Source organism: Xanthomonas sp. JAI131 (genome assembly GCF_013410075.1).
Classification (GTDB): Bacteria; Pseudomonadota; Gammaproteobacteria; order Xanthomonadales; family Xanthomonadaceae; genus Xanthomonas_A; species Xanthomonas_A bonasiae.
Window position 1 is genome coordinate 1,092,630 of record NZ_JACCCN010000002.1, and the last position, 21,968, is coordinate 1,114,597.

At 68.3% G+C, this 21,968-nt stretch carries 16 protein-coding genes and 1 pseudogene; 5 read left to right on the forward strand and 12 right to left on the reverse strand.

The genetic code is table 11. The features are described 5' to 3' along the window. Nucleotides 1-95 precede the first annotated feature (95 nt). Together galA and HDC36_RS11365 are read right to left on the reverse strand one after the other, a co-directional pair. Nucleotides 96-2,981 carry a beta-galactosidase GalA gene (gene galA, locus HDC36_RS11360; protein ID WP_179567297.1) on the reverse strand — a complete coding sequence of 962 codons (2,886 nt, stop codon included), beginning with the start codon at nucleotides 2,979-2,981 and terminating at the stop codon, nucleotides 96-98. 111 nt (nucleotides 2,982-3,092) lie between these two features. Further along, a complete protein-coding gene (locus HDC36_RS11365) occupies nucleotides 3,093-5,792 on the reverse strand; it encodes a TonB-dependent receptor (protein ID WP_179567299.1) in 2,700 nt (899 codons plus the stop codon). A 733-nt stretch (nucleotides 5,793-6,525) separates the two neighbouring features. Here HDC36_RS11365 and HDC36_RS11370 point away from each other — a divergent pair. Together HDC36_RS11370 and HDC36_RS11375 are read left to right on the forward strand one after the other, a co-directional pair. Then, nucleotides 6,526-6,699 carry a hypothetical protein gene (locus HDC36_RS11370; RefSeq protein ID WP_179567301.1) on the forward strand — a complete coding sequence of 58 codons (174 nt, stop codon included), beginning with the start codon at nucleotides 6,526-6,528 and terminating at the stop codon, nucleotides 6,697-6,699. A gap of 224 nt (nucleotides 6,700-6,923) precedes the next feature. Then, nucleotides 6,924-9,554 (forward strand): TonB-dependent receptor, encoded by a 2,631-nt coding sequence (locus tag HDC36_RS11375; protein ID WP_179567303.1) that lies wholly within the window; start codon nucleotides 6,924-6,926, stop codon nucleotides 9,552-9,554. Between the two features lie 220 nt (nucleotides 9,555-9,774). Here HDC36_RS11375 and HDC36_RS11380 read toward each other — a convergent pair. The 3 genes and pseudogenes from HDC36_RS11380 to HDC36_RS11390 all read right to left on the reverse strand — a co-directional run. Next, nucleotides 9,775-10,371 (reverse strand): annotated as a pseudogene (locus HDC36_RS11380) (expansin EXLX1 family cellulose-binding protein); the annotation flags it as partial. A 342-nt stretch (nucleotides 10,372-10,713) separates the two neighbouring features. Next, nucleotides 10,714-11,133: a VanZ family protein gene (locus tag HDC36_RS11385; protein WP_179568042.1), complete on the reverse strand. Its 420-nt coding sequence runs from the start codon at nucleotides 11,131-11,133 to the stop codon at nucleotides 10,714-10,716. Next, entirely contained in the window at nucleotides 11,121-12,305 is a 1,185-nt protein-coding gene (locus tag HDC36_RS11390) for an SAM-dependent methyltransferase (RefSeq protein ID WP_225209873.1), read from the reverse strand. Before HDC36_RS11390 ends, HDC36_RS11385 begins: the two co-directional genes overlap by 13 nt. Nucleotides 12,306-12,359: 54 nt before the next feature. Here HDC36_RS11390 and HDC36_RS11395 point away from each other — a divergent pair, with 54 nt between their 5' ends. Continuing rightward, entirely contained in the window at nucleotides 12,360-13,094 is a 735-nt protein-coding gene (locus tag HDC36_RS11395; RefSeq protein ID WP_179567309.1) for a pteridine reductase, read from the forward strand. Nucleotides 13,095-13,211: 117 nt separating this feature from the next. Here HDC36_RS11395 and folK read toward each other — a convergent pair whose 3' ends face one another. Then, nucleotides 13,212-13,733: a 2-amino-4-hydroxy-6-hydroxymethyldihydropteridine diphosphokinase gene (gene folK / locus HDC36_RS11400; protein ID WP_179567311.1), complete on the reverse strand. Its 522-nt coding sequence runs from the start codon at nucleotides 13,731-13,733 to the stop codon at nucleotides 13,212-13,214. 96 nt (nucleotides 13,734-13,829) lie between these two features. Here folK and HDC36_RS11405 point away from each other — a divergent pair, with 96 nt between their 5' ends. Further along, on the forward strand, nucleotides 13,830-14,669 hold the full coding sequence (locus HDC36_RS11405) for a 20S proteasome subunit A/B (protein ID WP_179567313.1): 840 nt from the start codon (nucleotides 13,830-13,832) through the stop codon (nucleotides 14,667-14,669). A 152-nt stretch (nucleotides 14,670-14,821) separates the two neighbouring features. Here the strand turns inward: HDC36_RS11405 and HDC36_RS11410 are convergent, their stop codons facing one another. The 5 genes from HDC36_RS11410 to HDC36_RS11430 form a co-directional block, all read right to left on the reverse strand. Then, nucleotides 14,822-16,336, reverse strand: a complete 1,515-nt coding sequence (locus HDC36_RS11410; RefSeq protein WP_179567315.1) for a hybrid sensor histidine kinase/response regulator — start codon at nucleotides 16,334-16,336, stop codon at nucleotides 14,822-14,824. A 6-nt stretch (nucleotides 16,337-16,342) separates the two neighbouring features. Next, a complete protein-coding gene (locus HDC36_RS11415; RefSeq protein WP_179567317.1) occupies nucleotides 16,343-16,783 on the reverse strand; it encodes a response regulator in 441 nt (146 codons plus the stop codon). Continuing rightward, nucleotides 16,780-18,591: an ATP-binding protein gene (locus HDC36_RS11420; RefSeq protein WP_179567319.1), complete on the reverse strand. Its 1,812-nt coding sequence runs from the start codon at nucleotides 18,589-18,591 to the stop codon at nucleotides 16,780-16,782. Before HDC36_RS11420 ends, HDC36_RS11415 begins: the two co-directional genes overlap by 4 nt. Before the next feature lie 201 nt (nucleotides 18,592-18,792). Beyond that, nucleotides 18,793-19,158, reverse strand: coding sequence for a hypothetical protein (locus HDC36_RS11425; protein ID WP_179567321.1), 366 nt, complete (start codon nucleotides 19,156-19,158; stop codon nucleotides 18,793-18,795). A 205-nt stretch (nucleotides 19,159-19,363) separates the two neighbouring features. Beyond that, complete coding sequence (locus HDC36_RS11430; RefSeq protein ID WP_179567323.1) at nucleotides 19,364-19,753, reverse strand: BON domain-containing protein; 390 nt, start codon at nucleotides 19,751-19,753, stop codon at nucleotides 19,364-19,366. A gap of 157 nt (nucleotides 19,754-19,910) precedes the next feature. On the opposite strand from HDC36_RS11430, the gene HDC36_RS11435 reads away from it, so the two are divergent. After that, nucleotides 19,911-20,954 carry an oxidoreductase gene (locus HDC36_RS11435; protein WP_179567325.1) on the forward strand — a complete coding sequence of 348 codons (1,044 nt, stop codon included), beginning with the start codon at nucleotides 19,911-19,913 and terminating at the stop codon, nucleotides 20,952-20,954. Nucleotides 20,955-20,967: 13 nt separating this feature from the next. Here the strand turns inward: HDC36_RS11435 and gnd are convergent, their stop codons facing one another. Further along, nucleotides 20,968-21,909, reverse strand: a complete 942-nt coding sequence (gene gnd, locus HDC36_RS11440) for a phosphogluconate dehydrogenase (NAD(+)-dependent, decarboxylating) (protein WP_179567327.1) — start codon at nucleotides 21,907-21,909, stop codon at nucleotides 20,968-20,970. Nucleotides 21,910-21,968 lie beyond the last annotated feature (59 nt).

Here is a 21,968-nt window from a genome sequence, read left to right on the forward strand (position 1 = left end):
GCAGCGCGGCCTGCCCGGGGACCGGCAACGCGCGCACGAAGCGCATCCAGGCACGTGCGTGCGGGAAGGCATGGCGGAAAACTCGCTTCATTCGGTCAATACTCCACTATCGCGACATCGTCGAAGCCGAAAGGCATTCCGGCCGTCACCTGCATCACCACCGCCAGCACCCGTTCGCCGTCCGCAGGCGGCAAGCGCAGTTGCGCATGCTGCCCCGCAGCCACCCGGGCGACCAGCTTCCGGTCCAGATACACCTGCGCCGCGCCGGTCGCGCGCCCCAGCCGCAGCACCCCGCCGCGCTGCTGGATCCCGGCCCACGGGGTGAACGCGGTGCGGTACAGCACATAGCCATCGCGCTCGGCGCGGGTCTCCAGGTTGCCCGGCTGGCAGAAGCTCCAGCTGTTGTTGTCGTTGGGCGCGCGCGGCAGCGCCGGATCCGGCGGCGCGGCGAACGGCAGCGTGCGCCGCCAGCCGGGCACCACCATCGCCGCGGCGGCCGGCGGCAGCGACGGCGGCAAAGCCACCGCATCCAGGCCGATCGTGGCCTGCGCAGCCCGCAGGCCCGGCGCGCGCGCCTCGATGCGCAGCCGGCGCTGGCCGGTGCCGGCCTCGACGATGGCCTGCGCCAGGCCGTTGAACAACTGCACCTGCGGCACGTTGTCGGCCGCGTGCCGATTCGGATCGCCATTGCCGACGCCGAGCAGGCGCCCGCCGTCGACCCGCAGCGCGATCTGCGCATCGGCGAACGGCACGTGGCGGCCCTGCGCGTCCACCGCTTCCAGGGTGATCGGCTGCGCGTCGCGGCCGTCGCCGCGCATCCGCGCGCGGTCCGGGGTCAGCCGCAGCGCGACCGGCGCGCCGACCGTCTGCACCCGCTGCCGCGCCACTTCGCGGCCATCGCGATAGGCCACCGCCTCCAGCACGCCCGGCGCGTACGCCACCTGCCAGGCATTCATTTCGATCCGGTCCACCGCCTGCCGCCCCTGCGACTGCCCGTTGAGCCACAGCTCCACCTGCTGCGCGTTGCAGAACGCCATCACCTTGATCGGCGTACCTTCGCGGCCCGGCCAGTTCCAGTGCGGCAGCAGCTGCAGCACCGGTGCAGCGTCGATCCACTGCGCCTGACGCAGCCAGTAGGCGCCTTTCGGGAAACCGCACAGATCCATGATGCCGAAGAACGAGGACACCGACGGCCATTCGAACGGGGTCGGCTCGCCGCGGTAGTCGAAGCCGGTCCAGACGAAACTGCCGGCGAGATAGGGACGCTCGTCGATCAGTTTCCACGACGTGCGGTGGGTGTTGCCCCACGGCGCGGCGACCGAATCGTCCTCGGCGATGACGTGCGCGTCCATGTCGGTGAACCAGGCGCCGCGGGTCTGGAACGCGCTGGTGTCCTCGCTGGACAGCAGCGGCTTGTGCGGCATCGCCGCGCGCACGCGGTCGTAGTTGAACTGGCGGTAGTTGAAGCCGACCACGTCCACCGCATCGGCCGCATTGCGTTGGGTCAGCATGCCGTCGTTCATCGCCGCGGTCACCGGGCGGCTGTCGTCCAGCTCGCGCACCAGCGCCACCGCGCGGCGCACCATCTGGTAGCCGGCGGCAGTGCCCTGCATCGGTTCCTCGTTGAACACCGACCACAGGAACACGCAGGCGCGGTTGCGGTCGCGGCGCACCAGCCAGCGCAACGGCGCGGCGTAGTCGGGCGCGGGATTGAATACGCGGTTCTCGGCCATCACCAACATGCCCAGCCGATCGCAGACGTCGAGCAGCTCGCTGGCCACCGCGTGGTGCAGGCGGATCGCATTGCAGCCCAGCGCCTTGAGCCGGCGGATGCGGAACTCCAGCAGGCTGTCGGGCACCGCCACGCCGACCCCGGCATGGTCCTGGTGCAGGCAGGCGCCCTTGATCTTCAGCGGCCGCTCGTTGAGGAAGAAGCCCTGCTGCGCATCGAAGCGCAGCGTGCGAAAGCCGATCGCGCATTCGCGGCGGTCGCGCTCGCGGCCAGCGCTGCGCAGCACCGCCGCGACCCGGTACAGATGCGGCGCGGCCACGTCCCAGCGCTGCGGCCGCTGCACCTGCAGCTCGACCTGCGCCACCGCCTGTGCCAGCGCGCCGACCTGCAACGCGCTGCTGCCCTGCGCCAGCAGCGTGCCGTGCGCGTCGTACAGCGCCACCTCCAGCAGCGCCGCGTCGGCCTGCTCGCCGGCATTGGCGACGGTGACCGCAACCGGCAGCGTCCAACGTTCGCCGTCGCCGATCCGCGGCACCGCATGCACGCCATCGCCGACGATATGCAGCGCATCGCGCACCGCCAGCCAGGTGTGCCGGTAGATGCCCGCGCCTTCGTACCACCAGCCGTCCATTGCCTCGGCATCCACGCGTACCGCGATGCTGTTGAGGTCCTGGCCGTAGCGCGCGATTGCGCTCAGGTCGATGGCGAACCCGTCGTAGCCGCTCCAGCTACGCGCCATCAGCAAACCGTTGACCCAGACCATGGCGCGGCTGGAAATGCCGTCGAACCGCAGCTCCAGCGCCTTGCCGCGCTGCGCCTCGTCCAGCCGCAGGCTGCGCCGGTACCAGGCGATGCCGCGGCGGCGATAGCCTTGCGCGACATTGGCGCTGGCCTCGATCGGCTGCTCGATGGCGAAATCGTGCGGCAGCCGCAGCTGCCGCCATTGGCTGTCGTCGAAATCGCCCGCGGCCGCGCCCCAGGCCTTGCCCGCCTTGGCGTTGTCGTAGCTGGCGTCCTGCCCGCTGATCGGCGGGAACGGGATGTCGCCTTCGTGGAAGCGCCACCCCTCGTCCAGGCAGAACAGGCCCGGATCGGCCGCCAGCGTCGGCGCCGGCACCGCCGCTGCGGCAGTGGCGGAGGCGGTGCCTGCCATGCCGGCATCCGCCGCGCTGCCCGCCCAGCTCAACCGCGGCGCCGCCAGCAGCAGGCCGGCGCCCGCGCCGCCTGCCAGGAATTCTCGTCGTTGCATGCGCTTGCCCTGGAACCTGTGAATGCGATCGGGATAGGCCACGTTGCCCTGCCCGGCGCCACCGCGGCGCCGGGCAGGCTGCGGACTACCCTGCAAGCGACCGCATCGCCCTCACAGGATGTCCCACTGCATCGACACGTAGAAGCTGCGGCCGGTGACGCCGGTCATCTGCCAGCGGCTGCTGATGTCCTTGTACGCCTCTTCCTTCTTGTCGGTCAGGTTGAGCCCGCCGAGCTGGAAACTGAGCGTATCGGTGGCCTGGTAGCCGAGCACCGCGTCGAGCTGGGTGCGCGCCTTCATGGTGTGGCCTTCGCGGGCGAAGAAGCTGTCGCTGCTGTCCTGCTCGTACTCGCTGCGGTGGTTCAGCGACAGCCGCGCGGAGAACATTGCGTTCTCCCAGTAGCCGGTGGCGTTCCAGGTCTTCTCCGACAGGTTGCGGATCTTGAAATCGGTGTCGCGCTGCGGGAGCACCCGGGTGAAGTTGGCGGTCAGGCCGAAGCCCTGGATCGGCAGCCACGCGTCGAACGATTGCGTCCAACCCAGTTCGTAGCCCTTGATCTTGACCTTGCTCGGATCGTTCCGGGTGGCGGTGATCTCGTAGATGTTGCCGCTGCCGTCCACGCAATCGCCGGAACTGTTGCTGGACAGTGCCGCGCCGTTGAACGTGGTCGGGCACACGATGCTGTTGAAGGTACCGTTCTTGACCTGCTTCCAGAAGCCGGCCAGGGTCAGCCCGCCGCCCTGGCCGTAGTACCACTCCAGGCTGAGGTCGGCCTGGTCGGCGGTCAGCGCCTTCAGGTCGGTCTGGCCAAGCGACACGTCGTAGGTGGTGGTGCCGCCGGTGTTGCTGCCCGAGGAGATGGTGGTGGCGATGGCGGTGTTGCTGTCCAGGATCGGCCGCACCAGCACCTTGCCGGCGGCGAAGCGCAGCAGCAGGTCCTCGCGCATGTCCAGCACCAGGTTCAGGCTCGGCAACCAGTTGTGGTAGTCGTACGGCGCGCGTTCGGTGCCGACCACCTCGTTGGCGTCCTCGCTGTACTGCGAGGCGGTGGTCAGGTAGGTGTCGGTGGTGCGCTTGGTGTTCTCGTAACGCACGCCGACGTTGCCGCGCAGGCGCATACTGCCCAGTTCGGTGTCGATCTTGGCCAGCGCGTAGGCGGAAAAGATGTCGTTGCGGATGTGGTAGCTGGCCTGCGGCGCGAACAGCACCGGCACGGTGATGCCGGAGGCGGCCAGCGCTTGCGCGTAGGCGTACACGTCAGGCGCCACCCAGCCGCTCTGCGACGCCAGGTTGCCGTCGAGGAAGTTGCTGACGCTGGAGCTGGCCGCCGACAGTTCCGGGAACATGGCGTAGCCGGAGACCGCGCCGGAGTTGATCAGGTACAGGAAATCGCGGCGCCAGACGTTGCGGTCGAAGGTCTCGCGGCGGAACTTGGTGCCGAACTTCACCGAGTCCAGGAAGCCGGCGCCGACGTAGCGTTCGGCATCGAACTGCAGCGACCATTCCTTGTTGCTGAGCTTGGTGATCGCGCCGTTGGGGTATTCGTCGCGCACAAGGTTGGCCTGGTCCCAGGCGCTGGCGTCGTTCGCGTCGGCATCGGTGGTCAGCGAGATCGCGCCGGGATTGGACATGTCGAACAGCGTCGCCGACGGCAGGCGGCCGAGGATCACCGCGCGCTCGTCCTCGTCGGTCTTGCCTTCGGTGTAGTTGGCCACGCCGCTGAAGGTCCACGCATCGCCCTTCCACTTGGCGTCCCAGGTCACCAGCTGCGAAGTGAGATCGTGGCGCTCGAGCTGGCGGTTGTTCTCCAGCCAGTAGTTGGACGCCGACACCTTGGTCGCGGTCAGGTCCTTGGTCTCCAGCACGGTGAGGTAGTTGCGGTCGAAGGAATAGACCAACTGATTCATGTCGTTGTCGGTCTTGTCCTGCGAGTAAAGCGCGGTCAGATTCATCTCCAGCCGGTCGTTCGGTTTCCACTGCAGGCCGGCGGTGAGCATCTTGCGGTCGGTCTCGCGCTCGATCGAGCGGTAGCGCGGGCGGCGCGGGATGTACAGGGTGCCGTCGTCGGTGTCCTGGGTGTACCAGCGGTCGATCCACAGATAGTCGGCACGGTCCTTGAGCTTCTGGTAGCCGGCGTTGACGAACACGCCAAGTTGGCCGCCATCGGCGAGCTGGAACTGGTCGATGTAGGTGAGCACCGCCTTCGGCGTCGGCGCGCCGCCGGCGAATTCGGAGTACTGCTCCTTGGCCGACAGGATCAGCTTGCGCTCCTTGTAGTCCAGCGGCTTGGTGGTCTCGATATTGACCGTGCCCGACAGCCCGCCGGCATCCATGTCCGCCGACGGCGACTTGATCACCTCGATCGCCGCGGCCACTTCCGGCTGGATGATGTCGTAGCGGAAACCGTCGGTGAAATCAGCGCTCTTGATGGTCTGGCCGTTGATCGTGGTGGCCGAATACTGCGGGCCCAGGCCACGGATGCTGATGGTCGAGCCGCGGCCGTTGATGGTGGAGATCTGCACGCCGGGAATGCGCTGGATCGCCTCGGCGATGTTCTCGGCCGGGAACTTGCCGATGTCCTCGGAGGAGATGCCGTCGGTCATGCGCGCGTCTTCGCGCTTGTTGTCCAGCGCGGTGATCAGGCTCTTCTGGTAGGAGCTGGTGACGGTGACCGTGTCGAGCTGGGAGATGGAATCGGATGCGGGCGCTTGCTGCGCCTGCGCTGCGGCACTGAGCAGGCCGAACGCGATGGCGCTGGCGAGGACGGACAGGGAACAGCAGTGCGGACGGGAGCGGGCGGCATGTGGCATTGGGCTATCCTGGTTGATGGCTGATCGGCACGGCACGTCTGACATCCAGCGGCAGCGATCGGCAGGCAGCACCCTCCATTGCGCCCGACGCGACGCGCAGGGCGATGCCGTCCGTGCGGACACGGAGTCGATGGAACGTGCTGTCTGTTGCGGCGCCTCGTGGTGCGCAAGGCGCGTCCCCGTCCCTACCCCGGAGCGGGCGATTGCATGCTGCTGGACTGATCGATCCCGAATTGGCAAAGACCAATTCCAGGCGCTTCGATTCTTATGGTCTTAGAAAGATTGTGTCAACGCTGCAATGCCCACAATCGGCAAATGGCGCCTGGACTTGCCGCGAGCTCCAGAAAATATCTTTTATTATCAAAAACTTGTCGATCAAAAATATTTTGTGCGCGTCCGCTTTCACGCATCGTTGTCACGATACCTATGTCGCACCAATTCTACGAATGAGACCAATTTTGTGCACCGCGACATGACTGCGCCGCGTTCTCATTTGCGCGCCGCCACCTCCGTCCCGGCGATCCGCATAACCCGTTGATGCAGCTGCACTTCGACAAACACGGGTGGCGACAGCGAGACGCGGGACGACGTTACGCATGGCGAAACCAGCACCAGACGAATTTTCCGGGCAAGACTTGACATCGTTGTCATAGCCTCGTAAGAATCGGCACACACGGGGGTGGGGCCGCGCATACGCGGCGCAAAAGCGGGCCATGGGAGGCATGTGATCGCAATGATCCTGACGCGCGAGTCGCGTGCCGCACTCGGCACGCCATTGCAATACCAGACGCCGTTGCACGCCCTGTTCGCCACCGGGGTCGGCATACCGCTGTCCGCCGCAGCGGCTGGCATCGCCGTGGCCAGCGCCGCCCTGCCGCATCGGCATCGTTTCAGCTCGACAGCTTGACGCAGCGCGTCGCGCACCACGGCGGCACGTTGCACCAGGCATTGCACGCACAAGCGAAACCGGCGGCCCCAGCGCCGGAAGACTCCAGCCAGCCACACCGCGCATCACCCACACAGCAGCACAGCAGACATCAGCACCGCAGGCAGTAAGGCAACAGGCAGAGCCGGCACGCAGCGCAACGCTCGCGCGCCGCGTCGACCCATTGAATGATGAGGAGAGACATCATGCAATACCGCCATTCCGTCTTGTCCGCAGCAATCCTCGCCACCCTGGCCTGCGCCGCGCAGGCGCAGCAGGCCGGCGGCGATGCCACCGACCTGGACGCCGTCCAGGTCGTGGGCATCCGCGCCAGCCTGGAAAAATCGCTGGACACCAAACGCAACAACGTCACCGTGTCCGAAGCGATCACCGCCGAGGACATCGGCAAGTTCCCCAGCACCAACGTCGCCGAAGCGTTCGCGCAGATTCCCGGGGTCACCATCGACCGCCGCTTCGGCCAGGGCGAGCGGGTCAGCATCGACGGCACCGATCCCAGCCTCAACCTGTCGTTCCTGGACGGCCACCCGGTGGCGCAGGCGATCTGGCTGTACGGCGAGCAGCCCAACCGCGGTTTCGACTACACCCTGCTGTCGCCGCAGATCCTGGGGCGGGCGGAGATCGTCAAATCCTCCGAGGCGCGGCTGGTCGAGGGCAGCCTCGGCGGCACCGTGCTGATGCACAGCCGGCAACCGCTGGACCTGAAGGCTAACGAGATCGCCGGCTCGGTCGGCTACAGCTACAGCCAGCAGGCCAGCGAGGGCAAGCCGAACGCCTCGCTGCTGTACAGCTGGAAGAACCCGCAGGAGACCTTCGGCATCGCGGTGTCCGCGCAGCACTACGAGGAGCGCGTCGATCGCCAGGGCATGGAAGTGTTCGGCTACGCCAAGGCCGCGACCTTCGCCAACGCCGGCGGCGTGCCCGCCGATGCGGACGTGCCCAACTCGGTCAACGCGGCCTGGTTCCAACAGGACCGCAAGCGCGACAGCGCCGTGCTCAACCTGCAGCTCAAGCCCAGCGATGCGTTGGAGTTCAACCTCAGCGGCCTGTACATCAAGGAGAACTTCGACAACTACAACCAGTCGATGTACAGCTTCCTGACCTGGAACCAGGGCACCATCGACGCGGTGGACGCGCTCGGCAGCGTGAGCAACGGCGTGGTCGGCAGCGGCCATTCCGGCGCCAACGCCAATGCCGGCGGCGGCACGGTGATCTACGACAACAACGTGCGCCAGTCGGAAGTCGTCACCAAGGGCATCGACCTGCGCGGCGCGTTCCGCGGCGAAGGCTGGGGCGTGAGCGGCCAGGTCGGGCAGAGCAAGTCGGACAACAAGGACCTGTCGCAATACTTCATCGAACCGTTCTACAACGGCGGCTTCAGCTGGGATCTGCAACGCGGCATCCGCTTCGACGATCCGGCCGGCGCGCGCGACCCGGCCAACTGGGGCTCGGCCGGCGGCTGGTTCGGCAACAACGGCATCTTCGCCACGCACAGCAAGGACCGCTACGCCCAGCTGGATTTCAACCTGCAGTTCGACAGCGTGTTCAACCAGCTGCTGTTCGGCGTGCGCCAGGGCAAGCACGACGAAGACTTCACCTTGAACGTGTACGGCGGCGTCACGCCCGGCACCCTGGCCGACGTGGGCACGATCGGCCTGACCGACATCCAGGGCTTCTATCCCGATCAAGGCCAACACGTGCAGGCGGGGCGCGGCAACGTCATCGACTGGATCCGCAACAGCCCGGTGGACTACGCCAATCCCGACCCGGCCAGCTACCTCAACAACAGCTGGGCGCTGCAGCAGACCAACAACGCCGCCTACGTGCAGCTGAACTTCTCCAACGGCGGCCTGCGCGGCAACCTCGGCGTGCGCTACGTGGATTCCAAGACCGAGGGCAGCGGCTTCGTCTACAGCGGCACGCCGACGCTGGACGACCTGGACAGCAAGTGGCAGACCCGCACCAGAAAGGAGAACTTCCTGCTGCCGTCGTTGAACCTGGCCTACGACACCGACACCGACTGGGTGTTCCGCTTCGCCGCGGGCAAGGTGATCGCCTGGGCGCCGTACAACCAGATGGTCAACAACACCTTCTTGAACGACACCACGCTCACCGGCAGCGGCGGCAACGCGGCGCTGTCGCCGTACGAATCGTGGAACTTCAACCTGTCGGCCGAGTACTACTTCGCGCAGCAGGCGGTGGTGGCCTGGTCGCTGTTCTACAAGAAGATCGACAACTACATCGACACCTCGGCCACGATCGAACGCCAGTACAATTCGATCCGCGACACCTCGCCGCAGACCTGGGCGCAGATGCTCGGCAGCAACGGCTGCACCGCCGACGGCTACTGCGACTACAGCATCCAGCGCCCGCGCAACGCCGGCGACGGCAAGGTCAAGGGCTTCACCCTCGCCTACCAGCAACCGTTCGGCAGCAGCGGCTTCGGCCTGACCGCCAACTACACCTATGCCAACGGCGAGAACAACACCGGCGACCGCCTGCCCTACCAGTCGCGCAACAGCGTGGCCTTCAGCCCGTACTACGAGAAGGGGCCGTGGAACGCGCGCATCAGCCTGAACTGGCGCGACAGCTATCTCGCCGGCGGCTACGTCGCCGGCGCCGCGCCGGCCAGCGTCGACGACTACACCGACCTGGGCGCGAGCATCGGCTATGCGATCAGCGAACAGTGGTCGCTGCAGGTGGACGCGCAGAACCTGCTGGACGAGGACTACTTCCAGTACCTGGGCGACAAGGACCACCCGGCCGGACGCTACAAGAACGGCCGCCGCTACATGGCGACGCTGCACTTCAAGTTCTGAGCGCGACCCGGCGCTCGGCTGCAGCCGGAACCACACTTTCTGTAGGAGCGGCTTCAGCCGCGACCGCGCGGGGCGTCCGCAATTGCTCCATGCTGACGGTCGCGGCTGAAGCCGCCCCTACAATGAATTCAGCAGGCTATCCGGCGCCGCTCCCGCAGGCGCCGCTCCCCGTCGTCGCTCCGGCGACGGCGCAACGCGCCAGTCCGCGCCACGCCGCCACTCACTTGGCGAACTGCACATGGCCCTCGACGAAGTACACGCCCTTGTCGCCCTGGCTCGGCAACGCCGACAACGTGTCGGTCACCACCTGGCCGCGGATGTCGGTGAGGCGGACCTCCAGCAATTGCGCGCCCATCTGCTCGCCGACGAAATGGTTGTACGGCATCTTCGGCAGGCTGACCCAGGCGCCGTCCTTCTTGTATTCGAACTTGACCACCGGATACAGGTGATTGCGCACCTGGATCGCGGCCCAGTACTGCGAACTGCCTTCCTTGATCCGGTACACCACGTTGCCATCGATCGGCGCGGCGACCACCTTCCAGCTGATCGGGAGATGCCCGGCACTCATGTCGCCGATCGCGGCGAAGGCATTGGGCGACAGGTCCAGGCCGCAATCGCCGCCCTCCGGATACAGGTCGGTGACGTAGACGGTGGCGGTGCCGCGCGGCCCCTGCACCTGCAGATAGGCGCCGGCCAGCGCGGCGGGGACGCCGCCGTAGTTCATCTGCGCCGGGTTCAGCGCGGTGATCATCGCATCGGCCGGGATCGGATCCAGCAGCACCGCGCCGCCGGAGTAGCCGGAACCGGTATAGGTCGCAGTGCCGTTGCAGATCCCGTCCCAGGCGGCAGCGGCAGGGGTGGCGATGGCGGCCAGGCACAGCCCGGCGAACAGGGTGGTGCTGCACAAGGCGCGGGCGCGACGTGTCGGCATGGGGATTCTCCTCGGCGAAGGCGGCGCCGGCCGCTGGCGTGCGGCCGCCGGCCATGCGCAAGGTGCGCGGTGCGCCGCGCGGCGGCCCGGGCACTGCGCGGGCCGACGCACTCTAGGCCAGGCGCTGCGCGCGCACCGGCACCGACACCGGGGAAACCGCATCTTGGCCGATGGCGTAGACCGCGGCGCCGGGCCGGCGGCACGGCGCGCGCGAAGCGAAACCGGGCATCAGCCGCGGCGGCGCCGCCCCGCCCCGGTCTCCAACCGCCACAGCAGATCGCGCAGCGGGGTCAGCGCGGTGGCCATGCCCGCCGCCACGCCCAGCGCATCGGCCAGCGCGTCGAACGGATCGGCCGAACGCGTGGTGGTCCACGCGCCCTGCGCGAACTCGATGCCGATGCCGAGCAACAGCAGGCCCAGCGCCGCCCAACGCCAGGCGCGCGGCCCGGCGTAGACCTGCACCGCGCCTGCCGCGAGCAGCAGGTAGGCGGTGAAATGCTCGGCCTTGTCGGTGTCCGGCAGGTCGGACAGCTGCGGCGGGTGCGGCATCATGCATACATAGATCAGCACCAGCACGCCCAGCCACCACAGCCCCAGCCACAGCCAGGGCCGGCGGAATGCGCGGACCGCCGCCATCACAGCCGCCAGGTCAGGTCGCCGACCAGGAACGCCGGCGCCAGCGACACATCGCGTTCGAAGCCCATCACCTGGAAGCGCTCGCCCATTTCGCTGGGCAGGGTCAAGCGCTTCACCTGCTCGCGCAGGCGCAGGCGGCCGCGTTCGTCGCTGCGCGCCTCGGCCTCGGCCAGCAGCGCATCCAGGCCGTTGCCGAGCAGGAAGCTGGCCTGGGTGCAGTAGCCGCCCAGTTCGAAACCGGCGCCGGTGCCGGCCTCGGCCAGCGCGGTGAAGTCCACCGACGCGGTCAGGTCCTGCAGGCCCGGCCACAGATAGGGATCGGCATGGGTGCGGTGCCGGTAGAACGCGCGCAGGGTGCCGTCGTCGCGCTGCGGCAGGTAGAACTCGCCGCGCGGATAGCCGTAGTCGACGAACAGCATCGCGCCGCTGCGCAGGCCGCCGGCCACCGCCTGGATCCAGTACGGCAGCTGCGGCAGCAGTTCGGAGCGGTAGCCATCGGCGAACGGCGTTTGCAGATAGCGTTCGACATGCCGCACCGCCGCCGCCAGCAGCGGATCGGCCGGCTGCTCGCCGCGGCGGAAGCGGCCTTCGCCGTCCAGGGTCACGGTTTCCTCGAACACCTCGCCGTCGCGCAGGGTGAAGCGCGGCGTCGGCAGCGCGTCGATCACCTCGTTGGCGAACAGCACGCCGTTCCAGTCGTCCTCGAACGGGCGGTCCAGCCACTCCACCAGGTCGAACACCGGCGGGATCAGCGCGCGCTGCAGGCGCGCGCGCTGGCGTTCGCGCAGGTCGGCGCTGGGCTCGAGGATGGCGTAGCGCTCGGGCAACGCGTCCAGCGCCAGCAGGCGCTTGAGCATCACCTCGGCGAACGCACCGCTGCCGCCGCCCACTTCCAGCATCCGCGCCTGCGGCCCGAGCTGCTGCAGCACCGGGGCCAGCGCGTTGGAGACGGTGGCGGCGAACAACGGCCCCAGCTCCGGCGCGGTGACGAAGTCGCCGTCCTCGCCGAACTTGCTGCTGCCGGCGCTGTAGTAGCCGAGGCCCGGCGCGTACAGCGCCAGCTCCATGAAGCGCGAGAACGGAATCGCGCCGCCGCCGGCGGCGATCTCGGCGCGCAGATGCGCGGCCAATCGATCGCTGTGGGCGAGCGCGTCGGCGTCGGGGGTGGGAAAGTCGATAGGCATGCGGCGCTGGATTGCGTGGACAATGCACAGCATAGCCGAGCGTGGAATGCACACATGACCGAGACCAAAGTCGCCCTGATCACCGGCAGCGCACGGCGCATCGGCGCCGGCATCGCGCGGCGCCTGCACGCGGCCGGCTATCGCCTGGCGCTGCACGCGCATACCTCGCAGGCCGAGCTGCAGGCGCTGGCGCAGGAACTGGAAGCCGCGCGCGCCGGCAGCACCCTGACCCTGCACGCCGACCTGCGCGACGCCGCGCAGCTGCCGGCGCTGGTGGCGCAGTGCGTGCAGCGTTTCGGCCGGCTCGATGCGCTGGTCAACAACGCCTCCAACTTCTATCCCACGCCGCTGGCCGAAGCCACGCCGGCGCAATGGGACGACCTGTTCGCGGTCAATGCGCGCGCGCCGCTGTTCCTGGCCCAGGCCGCGGCCGCGCAACTGCGCGAGCACCGCGGCGCGATCGTCAACATCACCGACCTGCACGCCGAGCAGCCGCTGCGCGAGCACCCGCTGTACAGCGCGGCCAAGGCCGCGCTGGCGATGCTGACCCGCTCGCTGGCGCTGGAGCTGGCACCGCAGGTGCGGGTCAACGCGATCGCCCCGGGCGCGATCCTGTGGCCGGAGGCCGGCAAGGACAGCGCTGCGCAGCAGGCGCTGCTGGCGCGCACGCCGCTGGCGCGGATCGGCCAGGTCGAGGAGATCGCCGAGGCGGTGCGCTGGCTGCTCGACGACGCCGGCTTCGTCACCGGGCAGACGTTGCGGGTGGATGGGGGGCGGGGACTTTCCTGACGGCTGGGACTTGGGAATGGGGAATGGGGAATAGGCGAGCGCGCCCAGGCCAGTCGTTGCTGAGCCCCACTCCTTACCGCGCCATGACAGCCAGAAGACCCGACCCGGCGTCCGGCTCTACCGATTCTCCATTCCCGATTCCCCACTCCCGGCTTCATCCAACTCGACCACCTCGAACGCCTCCCGGAACTGCGCATGCGCCTGCCACAGCGCGCCCAGGCGGTGGCCGCTGAGCGGGTCGACGAAGTCGGCGGCGATGTCGGCCAGCGGCTTGAGCACGAAGGCGTGGCGCAGTTCCGGGCGCGGGATGCGCAAGTGGCCGGGGCCCTCGACGATGCGGTCGCCGTAGAACACCACGTCGATATCCAGGGTGCGGTCGCTGAAACGCGGGCCGCTGCGGTCGCGGCCATGCGCGTCTTCCAGCGCATGCAGCCAGGCATCCAGCGTTTCCAGCTCCCACTCGGTCTGCAACGACACGGCATTGTTCAGGAACGGCGGGCCGTCGAATCCGACCGCCGGGGTACGGTAGGTCGGGGACACCGCGATCGGGCCGAAACGCTGCCGCAGCGCACCTATCGCGGCGGGCAGATGCTGGTGCGGGCGCAGATTGCTGCCCAGGCTGAGGAGCACGGTGGTCATGGGATATTCGCGCATGCCGCGGCCGCGACCGTCAACGGGTAGCCAAGCCCGTCCCCCCCCGCATAGAATCGAAACGCATTGAACTCCGGCAGCGACATGACTTATTGCGTAGGCATCGAAGTGGACGAAGGCCTGGTCTTCGCCGCAGACACGCGCACCAACGCCTCGCTGGACGACGTCCGCGTGCATCGCAAGCTGCATGTGTTCGAGTATCCGGGGCAGGCGGTGTTCGTGCTGATGTCGGCCGGCAACCTGGCCACCACCCAGCTGGCGATCTCCAAGCTGCAACGCGATGCGGACGATCCGGACGCGCCGCGCAGCCTGCGCTCGTTCAAGCACCTGTTCGAGGTCGCCGAGTACGTCGGCGAGGTCCTGGTCTCCAGCCAGGTCAAGCTCTCCGACCAGTCCCAGCACAGCGGCGTCAGCGTGCAGTCCACCCTGATCCTTGGCGGGCAGATCGCCGGCGAGCGGCCCGGGCTGTACATGATCTATCCGCTGGGCAACGCCATCGCCACCTCGCCGGAGACGCCGTACCTGCAGATCGGCGAGTCCAAGTACGGCAAGCCGATCCTGGACCGCATCATCCGCCCGGAGATGCAGCTGGAGGACGCCGCGCGCACCGCGCTGGTCTCGCTGGACTCCACCATCCGCTCCAACCTGTCGGTCGGCATGCCGATCGACCTGGCGGTGATCCGCCGCAACGACCTGCGCGTCACCGAGCGCCTGCGCCTGGAAGCGGACACGCCGCTGTATTCGGAAATCCACGACACCTGGTCGCGCAAGCTGGAGAACGCGGTGCGCACCCTGCCGCGCTTCCCCTGGGAGCCGGCGCTGACCACCGAAAGCGACACCGACACCCGCGGCGCCCTGCCGCCACTGCCGCCGCGCCGCGTCCCGGCCAGGCGCGACCCGGAAGATCAGTCGTCCCAGCAGTGAAGCCGGGATTGGGGATTCGGGATTGGGGATTCGCAAAAGCGGCGTCAAGGTGTCTGATCGCCCGCGCTAAAGCGCTTTACCTTCCGTGCAACGGTAGTGCCGTTGCCGTCGCTGTTGCCTGAAACAAATCCCGAATCCCGAATCCCGGCCCCTCAACCACTCTCCAACGCATGCGCCACCGCGCGGAACACGCGCTGCATCTCCAGCGGCTTGCGCAGGACGTGCACGGCGATGTCGCGCGGGAAGTGATCGCGCTGCAGGGCGGTGCCGGCATCCTCGAGCACGATCGCCGGGCCGCGGTAGTCCAGGTCCTGCAGCGCCAGCAGCAGGCTCACCGCCGACAGCAGGATGATGTCGCTGTCCACGATCACCAGATCCGGCATGCCGTGTTCGCGCACCTCGCGCAGCGCCGCGGCGCCGTCGGAGGCCAGCTGCGGCTGGTAGCCCTGGCTGGACAAGGCGTTGCCGAGCAGCGACAGGCGCGTGGCCTCGCCGTCCACCAGCAACACGCGCTGGCCCCTGCCCATCGGCATCGCCGGCTCCGGCTCGGCCGAGGGCGCGTGGCCGCGCAGCGGGATCAGCAGTTCGAAGCAGGTGCCCACGCCCGGCGTGCTGTCCACGCCGATGCTGCCGCCGTAGCTTTCGACGATGCGCTTGCACGAGATCAGGCCCAGGCCGGTGCCGTCGGCCTTGGTGGTGAAGAACGGACTGAACAGCTGCGCCTGCGTATCCGCATCCATGCCCACGCCGGTGTCGCGGACCAGGATCCGCACCTGCTCGCTGCCGTCGGCGCCGATCGCCGGCGCCGCCGAAATGGACAGCGTGCCGCCATCGGGCATCGCCTGGATCGCGTTCAGGCCGAGGTTGAGCAGGCACTGCTGCAATTCGGTGTAGTTGGCCTCGATCGACAGCTCGGCGTCGGCCACGTCCACCTGCAGGCCGACCCGCTCGGGCAGGCTGCTCTTGAGCAGCATCTGCACCGCCTGGAACAGGCCGGCGATGGACACCCGCTCGCTGGGCGTGCGCGAGCCGCGCACGAACGACAGCATCGATTCGGCCATCTCGTGGCCGCGCCGGCCGCACTCGGCGATGACTTCGGCCAGGTGCCGCAGCTGCGGGTCGTCGCTGCGCCCGATCATCAGTTCCGGCACGATCAGCAGCGGCTGCAGGATGTTGCGCAGGTCGTGGCTCAGGCCGGCGGCGAGCATCGCCAGGCTCTCCAGCCGCTGCGCGCGCATGAGTTCGCCCTCGACCCGCTGCCGCTCGCGCTCGGTACGCGCTTCGCGGATCGCGCGCGCCACCGCCGACGGCAACCGGGTCGGGTTGTGCTTGATGATGTAGTCGTTGGCGCCATCGCGCAGCGCCTCCACCGCGGTCTCCTCGCCGATCGTGCCGGAGACGAAGATGAAGGGCACCGACGTGCTGTGCTCGCGCAGTACGCGCAACGCCTGGTGTCCCGAGAAGCCCGGCATGCTCAGGTCCGACAGCACGATGTCCGGGGCGAACTCGCGCAGCGCGACACGCAGCGCGGACTCGCCTTCCACCCGCCGGAAGGTCGCCTCCAGGCCGGCGTCCAGCAACTGGTCGGACAGCAGCTCGGCGTCTTCCGGAGAATCCTCGACCATGAGGATCCGGATCGGTCCGAGCTTGGTGCCGGTCGTAGGCATAGGCGCTTACTCTTTGTCCGGCGCCTGGTTGATCACCGCCCAGAACGTGCCCAGGGTCTTCACCGCAGTGAAGAACTGGTCCACGTCCACCGGCTTGACCACGTAGGCGTTGACGCCCAGATCCCAGCTGCGCGCCAGGTCGCTTTCCTCGCGCGAGGACGACAGGATCACCACCGGCAGGCGCTTGAGCGACTCGTCGGTGCGCACCAGCTTCAGCACTTCCAGCCCGTCCATGCGCGGCATCTTGATGTCCAGCAGCAGCACCGCCGGCAGGCCTTCCTCGCGGTCGGCGTAGGCGCCGCGGCGCAGCAGGTAATCCATCGCCTCCACGCCGTCCTCGACGTGCACGATGGGATTGGCCAGGCGCGCATCGCGCAGCGCATCGACCGCCATTTCGGCATCGGCGGGACTGTCTTCGGCGAGCAGGATGGTGCGGATGGCGGTCATACGGTCAACTCGTTGGTAGGCGCTTCGAGCGCGGGAGGTAAGACGAAATGGAAGGACGCGCCCTGGTCCGGCGCGGCATCGGCCCAGATATGGCCGCCGTGGCGGGTCAGCACGCGGCGCACGCTGGCCAGGCCGATGCCGGTCCCGGTGTACTCGCTGGCCTTGTGCAGGCGCTGGAACACACCGAACAGCTTAGCCGCATAGGCCATATCGAAACCGGCGCCATTGTCGCGCACGGTGAAGTGGTGGCTGCCGTCGGCTTGCAGCTGATAGCCGACCTCGATCACCGCGACCTCGCGCTTGGCGCTGTACTTGACCGCATTGCCGAGCAGGTTCAGCCACAGCTGACGCATCATGTTCTCGTCGGCGACCAGGATCGGCAGCGGCGCGACGTTCCACTCGATGCGGTGGCCGCTGCCGGCGTGGTCGGACTGCGAGTTGGCATCGAGCACCGAGCGCGTCTCCGCCACCAGCGACTGCATGTCCACCGCCTGCAGGCGCAGCGCGCTGCGGCCCAGGCGCGAGTAGACCAGCAGGTCGTCGATCAGCGACGCCATGCGCCGCGCCGAGGTGCCGATCACTTCCAGATAATGGCGGCTCTTCTCGTCGGCGTCGTCGCCGAGGTGGCGGGCCAGCTTGTCGGCGAAGCCGGCGACATGGCGCAGCGGCGCGCGCAGGTCGTGCGAGACCGAATAGCTGAAGGCCTCCAGTTCGCGATTGACCTCCGAGACCTGCTCCACCTTGCCCTCGAGCTGCCGGTTGAGCATCTGGATGCGCTGCTGCGAGGCCTTCTGCAGGCTGATGTCGCTGACCGTCATCAGCACCACTTCGTCCTCGCTGTCCGGCAGCGGCATGCGCCGCGCGTTCAGCAGCATGGTGCGGCCGACGCCGTCGGCGCCGAGCTGTTCGTGCTCGAAGTCCCACAGCTCGCGCCCGCGCAGCAGCACGTCGGCCAGGCGCTGGCGCACGAGGGGATCCTGCCAGACGCCGTCGCCGACATCGGCCAGCATCTTGGTCGGACGCTCCGGGTCCAGCCCGTACAGCTCGCCGAAGGCGGCGTTGTGCATCAGCATGCGTTGCTCGCTGTCGAGCAGCACGATCGGCTCGCGCACCGTCTGCAGCACCGCGGCGGCGCGGGCATTGGCGCGCAGCATGTGCCGCTCCGCGTCCAGGCGCCGGCCGATCTGCCCTTGCAGCAGCCAGATCACCAGGCCCAGCAGCAGCAACTGCACCGCCAGCGACACCCAGCTGATCGCCGAGGCCAGCATCCGCCGCTGGTCGGCGTCGGCGGTGCGCTCGGCCAGCAGCGCATCCTCGCGCTTCTGCAGTTCGGCGACCAGGCCGCGGATCGGGTTGTCCGCGGTCATCTCCTGGATCAAGCCACGGATCCGGTCCGGGTCGCGGTTCTGGGCAATGCGCGCCGCCAGCAGGCTGCGGCGGTCCAGGGTGCTCTGCAGGCGGCCGATGCGCACCTGCTGGTCGGGGTTGTCGCGGGTCAGCTCGACCAGGCGCGCGATGGTCGGGGGGATCGCCGCGCGCGACTCGCCGAACCGTGCGCGCAGGATCGGCGAGTCGACATCGTGCGACATCGCCATCGCCGCCGACTCCATGTCGCGCATGTCCGCTTCCAACCTGCTGAGCCCCGCCGTGACCTCCTGGCTGTGGCTGACCCAATCGGCCGCACGCAAGGTGCTTTCGCTCATCTGCCGCAACAGCAACGAGGGCAGGATCACGATCAGGACCACCGCCAGCACCAGCAGCGGCAAACGCCAGCGGTCCCAGGCGTCATGTTTGGCGGTGATCTGCATACCTGTTCTTGGAAGATTGAAGACGGCAGCGAAAGCGGGGCGGCATTGTCGCCGATCCGCGCGAGCGCACGATGAATTATTCAGGCTTCGCGCAAGCTCCCCGTCGCGACACCTGAATGCGACTCTATCTTAACGATTGGGTACAAAGAAATGGGCGGCTATGCGCCGCCCATGGGTCGAGACCGTTGGCCCGCATCCGGATCAGCGTGCTGCCGCTCGGACCACGCGGGCGGCGGCGTCGTCCGTCGCGCCGATCAGCGTCCACGACGACATCCCTGCCCGAACCAGCAGGAAATCGGCATGGCTGCGCAGGCGCGCGCGCTCTCCCGTGGTCAGGTCCTTGTCCAGGTCCTGCATCAGTCTGGCGAAGGCGCGCCAGAACCCGGCATCGTCGTGGAAGGTGACCAGCAACATGCCCAGCTTCGATTCGAGCTGGCGCATCGCCAGGAGCAAGGAAGACGGTCGCGGCGGCGCGCCTGTCGAAGAGAGCGCCGTATCCACCGCATCGAGCGACGCGGGGTGCGTGGCCGCGTGGCTGGACGCGGCTGGAGAGTAAGCATCCAACATGGCAATTCGCCTGGTAGCTGACGTGGCTTGATGATGACTGAACGTGCGTCAATGCAATGCGAAGCGCGGCGATACGCTGGGTGATGCCCCCCGCACGCGAGTGTGTCGCCCCAAAAAAAACGCACTCCGAAGAGTGCGTCGTAGTGAAGCGGCGGGGCGCGCCTCGTCTCGCACCCCGCCGCCGTCACCGATGGCGTGGCGGAGCTCAGTGCTTGGCCGCGCCGGTCACTTTCAGGCCGGTCGAATCGACCTTCTTGACCCCGTCGATCATCTTGGCGACCGACACGGCCTTGTCGCGCTGCGCCTTGCTTTCGACCGCACCGGACAGCTTGACCGTGCCATTGAGCGTTTCGACCTTGATGTCGGTGCCGGAGACGTCCTTGGTCGCGAGCAGATCGGCCTTCACCTTGGTGGTGATCCAGGTGTCGGTGACCGGCTCCTTGGACTCGTGCTTCATGCCGTCGTTGTGGGCCATGGCGGCATGGTCCTTGTCGGCGGTGGTCGGCGGATCGACGGCGAGCGCCTGGCCGGCGGCCAGGGTAAGACCGAAGGCGAGTGCAGCGCTGAGCAGCGTGGGCGACGTGAACTTTTTCATGATGTCCTCCTCCCTTGAAGGTGTGGGGCGGAGTGTCTGCGTGGCGGCGTACAAGCGACGTGACCGGCAAATCGCGGCAGCGTGAAAGGCGTGCACGCCGGGTGAAGGCCTTTGCCGGGATACTGTCCTTTCCCGCACTGCCGCCCCTCCGCACGCCATGGATCAGACCTTCAATCTCGCCTTGCTCGGCTATGGCTTCGTCGGCCGCGTGTTCCATGCGCCGTTGATCGCGCACACGCCGGGCCTGCGCCTGCATACCATCGTGTCCAGCCGCCACGACGAGGCGGCCGCGGCCTATCCGCAGGCGCGCATCGTCGCCGACGCGCAGCAGGCCTTCGCCGATCCGCAGATCGATGCGGTGGTGGTGGCCACGCCGAACCAGACCCATGCGCCGCTGGCGCTGGCGGCGCTGGCGCAGGGCAAGCACGTGCTGGTGGACAAGCCGTTCACCCTGGACGTGGACGAGGCGCAGCAGGTCGTCGCCCAGGCGCAACGCGCCGGGCGCATCGTCAGCGTGTTCCAGAACCGGCGCTGGGACGGCGACTTCCTCACCCTGCGCGCGCTGCTGGAGGCGGGCACGCTGGGCGAGGTCGCCGAGTTCCATTCGCACTTCGACCGCCATCGCCCGCAGATCGGCAACCGCTGGCGCGAGCATGCGCTGCCCGGCTCCGGACTGTGGTTCGACCTGGGGCCGCACCTGCTCGACCAGACCCTGCAATTGTTCGGCCTGCCGGAAGCGATCCAGGTCGATCTGGCGCAGCAGCGCCACGGCGCCCAGGCGACCGATTATTTCCATGCCGTGCTGCGCTACCCGCGGCTGCGTGCGGTCCTGCATGCCGGCTCGCTGGTCGCGGCGAACGGGCTGCGCTTCGCCGTGCATGGCGAGCGCGGAAGCTATCTCAAGCATGGCCTGGATACGCAGGAGGCGCAGTTGCGCGCCGGACTCACCCCGGCCGCGCCGCAGTGGGGCGAGGATCCGCTCGCCGGCCAGCTGACCCTGGTCGCCGACGACGGCAGCGCCACCGCGCACGCGCTGCAGACGCAGCGCGGCGACTATCGGCACTGCTACGCCGGCTTTCGTGAAGCGATGGCCGGACGCGCGCCCGCGCCGGTGGATGCGGCGCAGGCGCTTTCGGTGATGCGCTTGCTCGAACTCGGCCAGCGCAGCGCCGCCGAAGGCCGCACGCTGGCGCTGGCTTGAACCACCGCGCGGCTTATCCGGCCGCGGTCCCGGACGGCGGCACGGTCGGCGTTTCGTGCTTGATCGCGTGCCCGCCGAACTGGTTGCGCATCGCCGACAACAGCTTGTCGGTGAACGAATCGTCGTCGCGCGAGCGCAGCCGTTCCAGCAGCGACAAGGTGATCACCGGCGCGGGAACGTTGAGGTCGATCGCCTCGGCCACCGTCCAGCGGCCTTCGCCGGAGTCTTCGACGTAGGGCGCGATCCCGGCCAGGGTGGGGTTGTCGCCCAGCGCATCCGAGCACAGGTCCAGCAGCCACGAACGCACCACGCTGCCCTGCCGCCAGACCTCGGCGATCTGGTGCAGGTCCAGTTCGAACTCCTGCTTGCGCGCCATCAGCGCGAAGCCTTCGGCATAGGCCTGCATCATTCCGTACTCGATGCCGTTGTGGACCATCTTGGTGAAGTGGCCGGCACCGCTGGGACCGACCCGGCCCCAGCCGGCATCGGTGGCCGGCGCCAGGGTGGCGAACAGCGGGTCGAGCCGGCTGACTGCCGCTTCGTCGCCGCCGATCATCAGGCTGTAGCCTTCCTTCAGCCCCCATACGCCGCCGCTGGTGCCGCAATCGACGTAGGCGATGCCGTGCGCGGCCAACTCGGCGGCACGGCGCATCGAATCCTTGTAATACGAATTGCCGCCGTCCACGACCACGTCGCCCTCGGCCAGCAGCGGCAACAGCGCGGCCAGGGTGTCGTCGACGATCTTGCCGGACGGCACCATCAGCCACACCGCACGCGGCGCCGGCAGTGCCGCGACCAGCGCCGCCATCGAGTCCGCCGTCTCCACGCCGCGCTGCTGCGCCGCGCTGCGCGCCGCCTCGCCCAGGTCGAAACCGACCACGCGGTGGCCGCCACGCACCAGCCGCTCGGCCATGTTCGCGCCCATCCGGCCCAAGCCTACAAGTCCCAGTTCCATGCGTCTGTCCTAGCTCGAAGTGAGGCCCATTAGGGTCGCACGAAGCGCCGCGCCGCGGC

Coding starts and splice junctions, on each gene's coding strand:
- HDC36_RS11415 (WP_179567317.1), bottom strand. CDS start 16,783: ATGACCGCCATCCGCACCATCCTGCTCGCCGAAGACAGTCCCGCCGAT.
- HDC36_RS11390 (WP_225209873.1), bottom strand. CDS start 12,305: ATGCCTATCGACTTTCCCACCCCCGACGCCGACGCGCTCGCCCACAGC.
- HDC36_RS11425 (WP_179567321.1), bottom strand. CDS start 19,158: ATGTTGGATGCTTACTCTCCAGCCGCGTCCAGCCACGCGGCCACGCAC.
- HDC36_RS11435 (WP_179567325.1), top strand. CDS start 19,911: ATGGATCAGACCTTCAATCTCGCCTTGCTCGGCTATGGCTTCGTCGGC.
- HDC36_RS11420 (WP_179567319.1), bottom strand. CDS start 18,591: ATGCAGATCACCGCCAAACATGACGCCTGGGACCGCTGGCGTTTGCCG.
- HDC36_RS11430 (WP_179567323.1), bottom strand. CDS start 19,753: ATGAAAAAGTTCACGTCGCCCACGCTGCTCAGCGCTGCACTCGCCTTC.
- gnd (WP_179567327.1), bottom strand. CDS start 21,909: ATGGAACTGGGACTTGTAGGCTTGGGCCGGATGGGCGCGAACATGGCC.
- folK (WP_179567311.1), bottom strand. CDS start 13,733: ATGACCACCGTGCTCCTCAGCCTGGGCAGCAATCTGCGCCCGCACCAG.
- HDC36_RS11365 (WP_179567299.1), bottom strand. CDS start 5,792: ATGCCACATGCCGCCCGCTCCCGTCCGCACTGCTGTTCCCTGTCCGTC.
- galA (WP_179567297.1), bottom strand. CDS start 2,981: ATGCAACGACGAGAATTCCTGGCAGGCGGCGCGGGCGCCGGCCTGCTG.
- HDC36_RS11410 (WP_179567315.1), bottom strand. CDS start 16,336: ATGCCTACGACCGGCACCAAGCTCGGACCGATCCGGATCCTCATGGTC.
- HDC36_RS11370 (WP_179567301.1), top strand. CDS start 6,526: ATGATCCTGACGCGCGAGTCGCGTGCCGCACTCGGCACGCCATTGCAA.
- HDC36_RS11375 (WP_179567303.1), top strand. CDS start 6,924: ATGCAATACCGCCATTCCGTCTTGTCCGCAGCAATCCTCGCCACCCTG.
- HDC36_RS11395 (WP_179567309.1), top strand. CDS start 12,360: ATGACCGAGACCAAAGTCGCCCTGATCACCGGCAGCGCACGGCGCATC.
- HDC36_RS11405 (WP_179567313.1), top strand. CDS start 13,830: ATGACTTATTGCGTAGGCATCGAAGTGGACGAAGGCCTGGTCTTCGCC.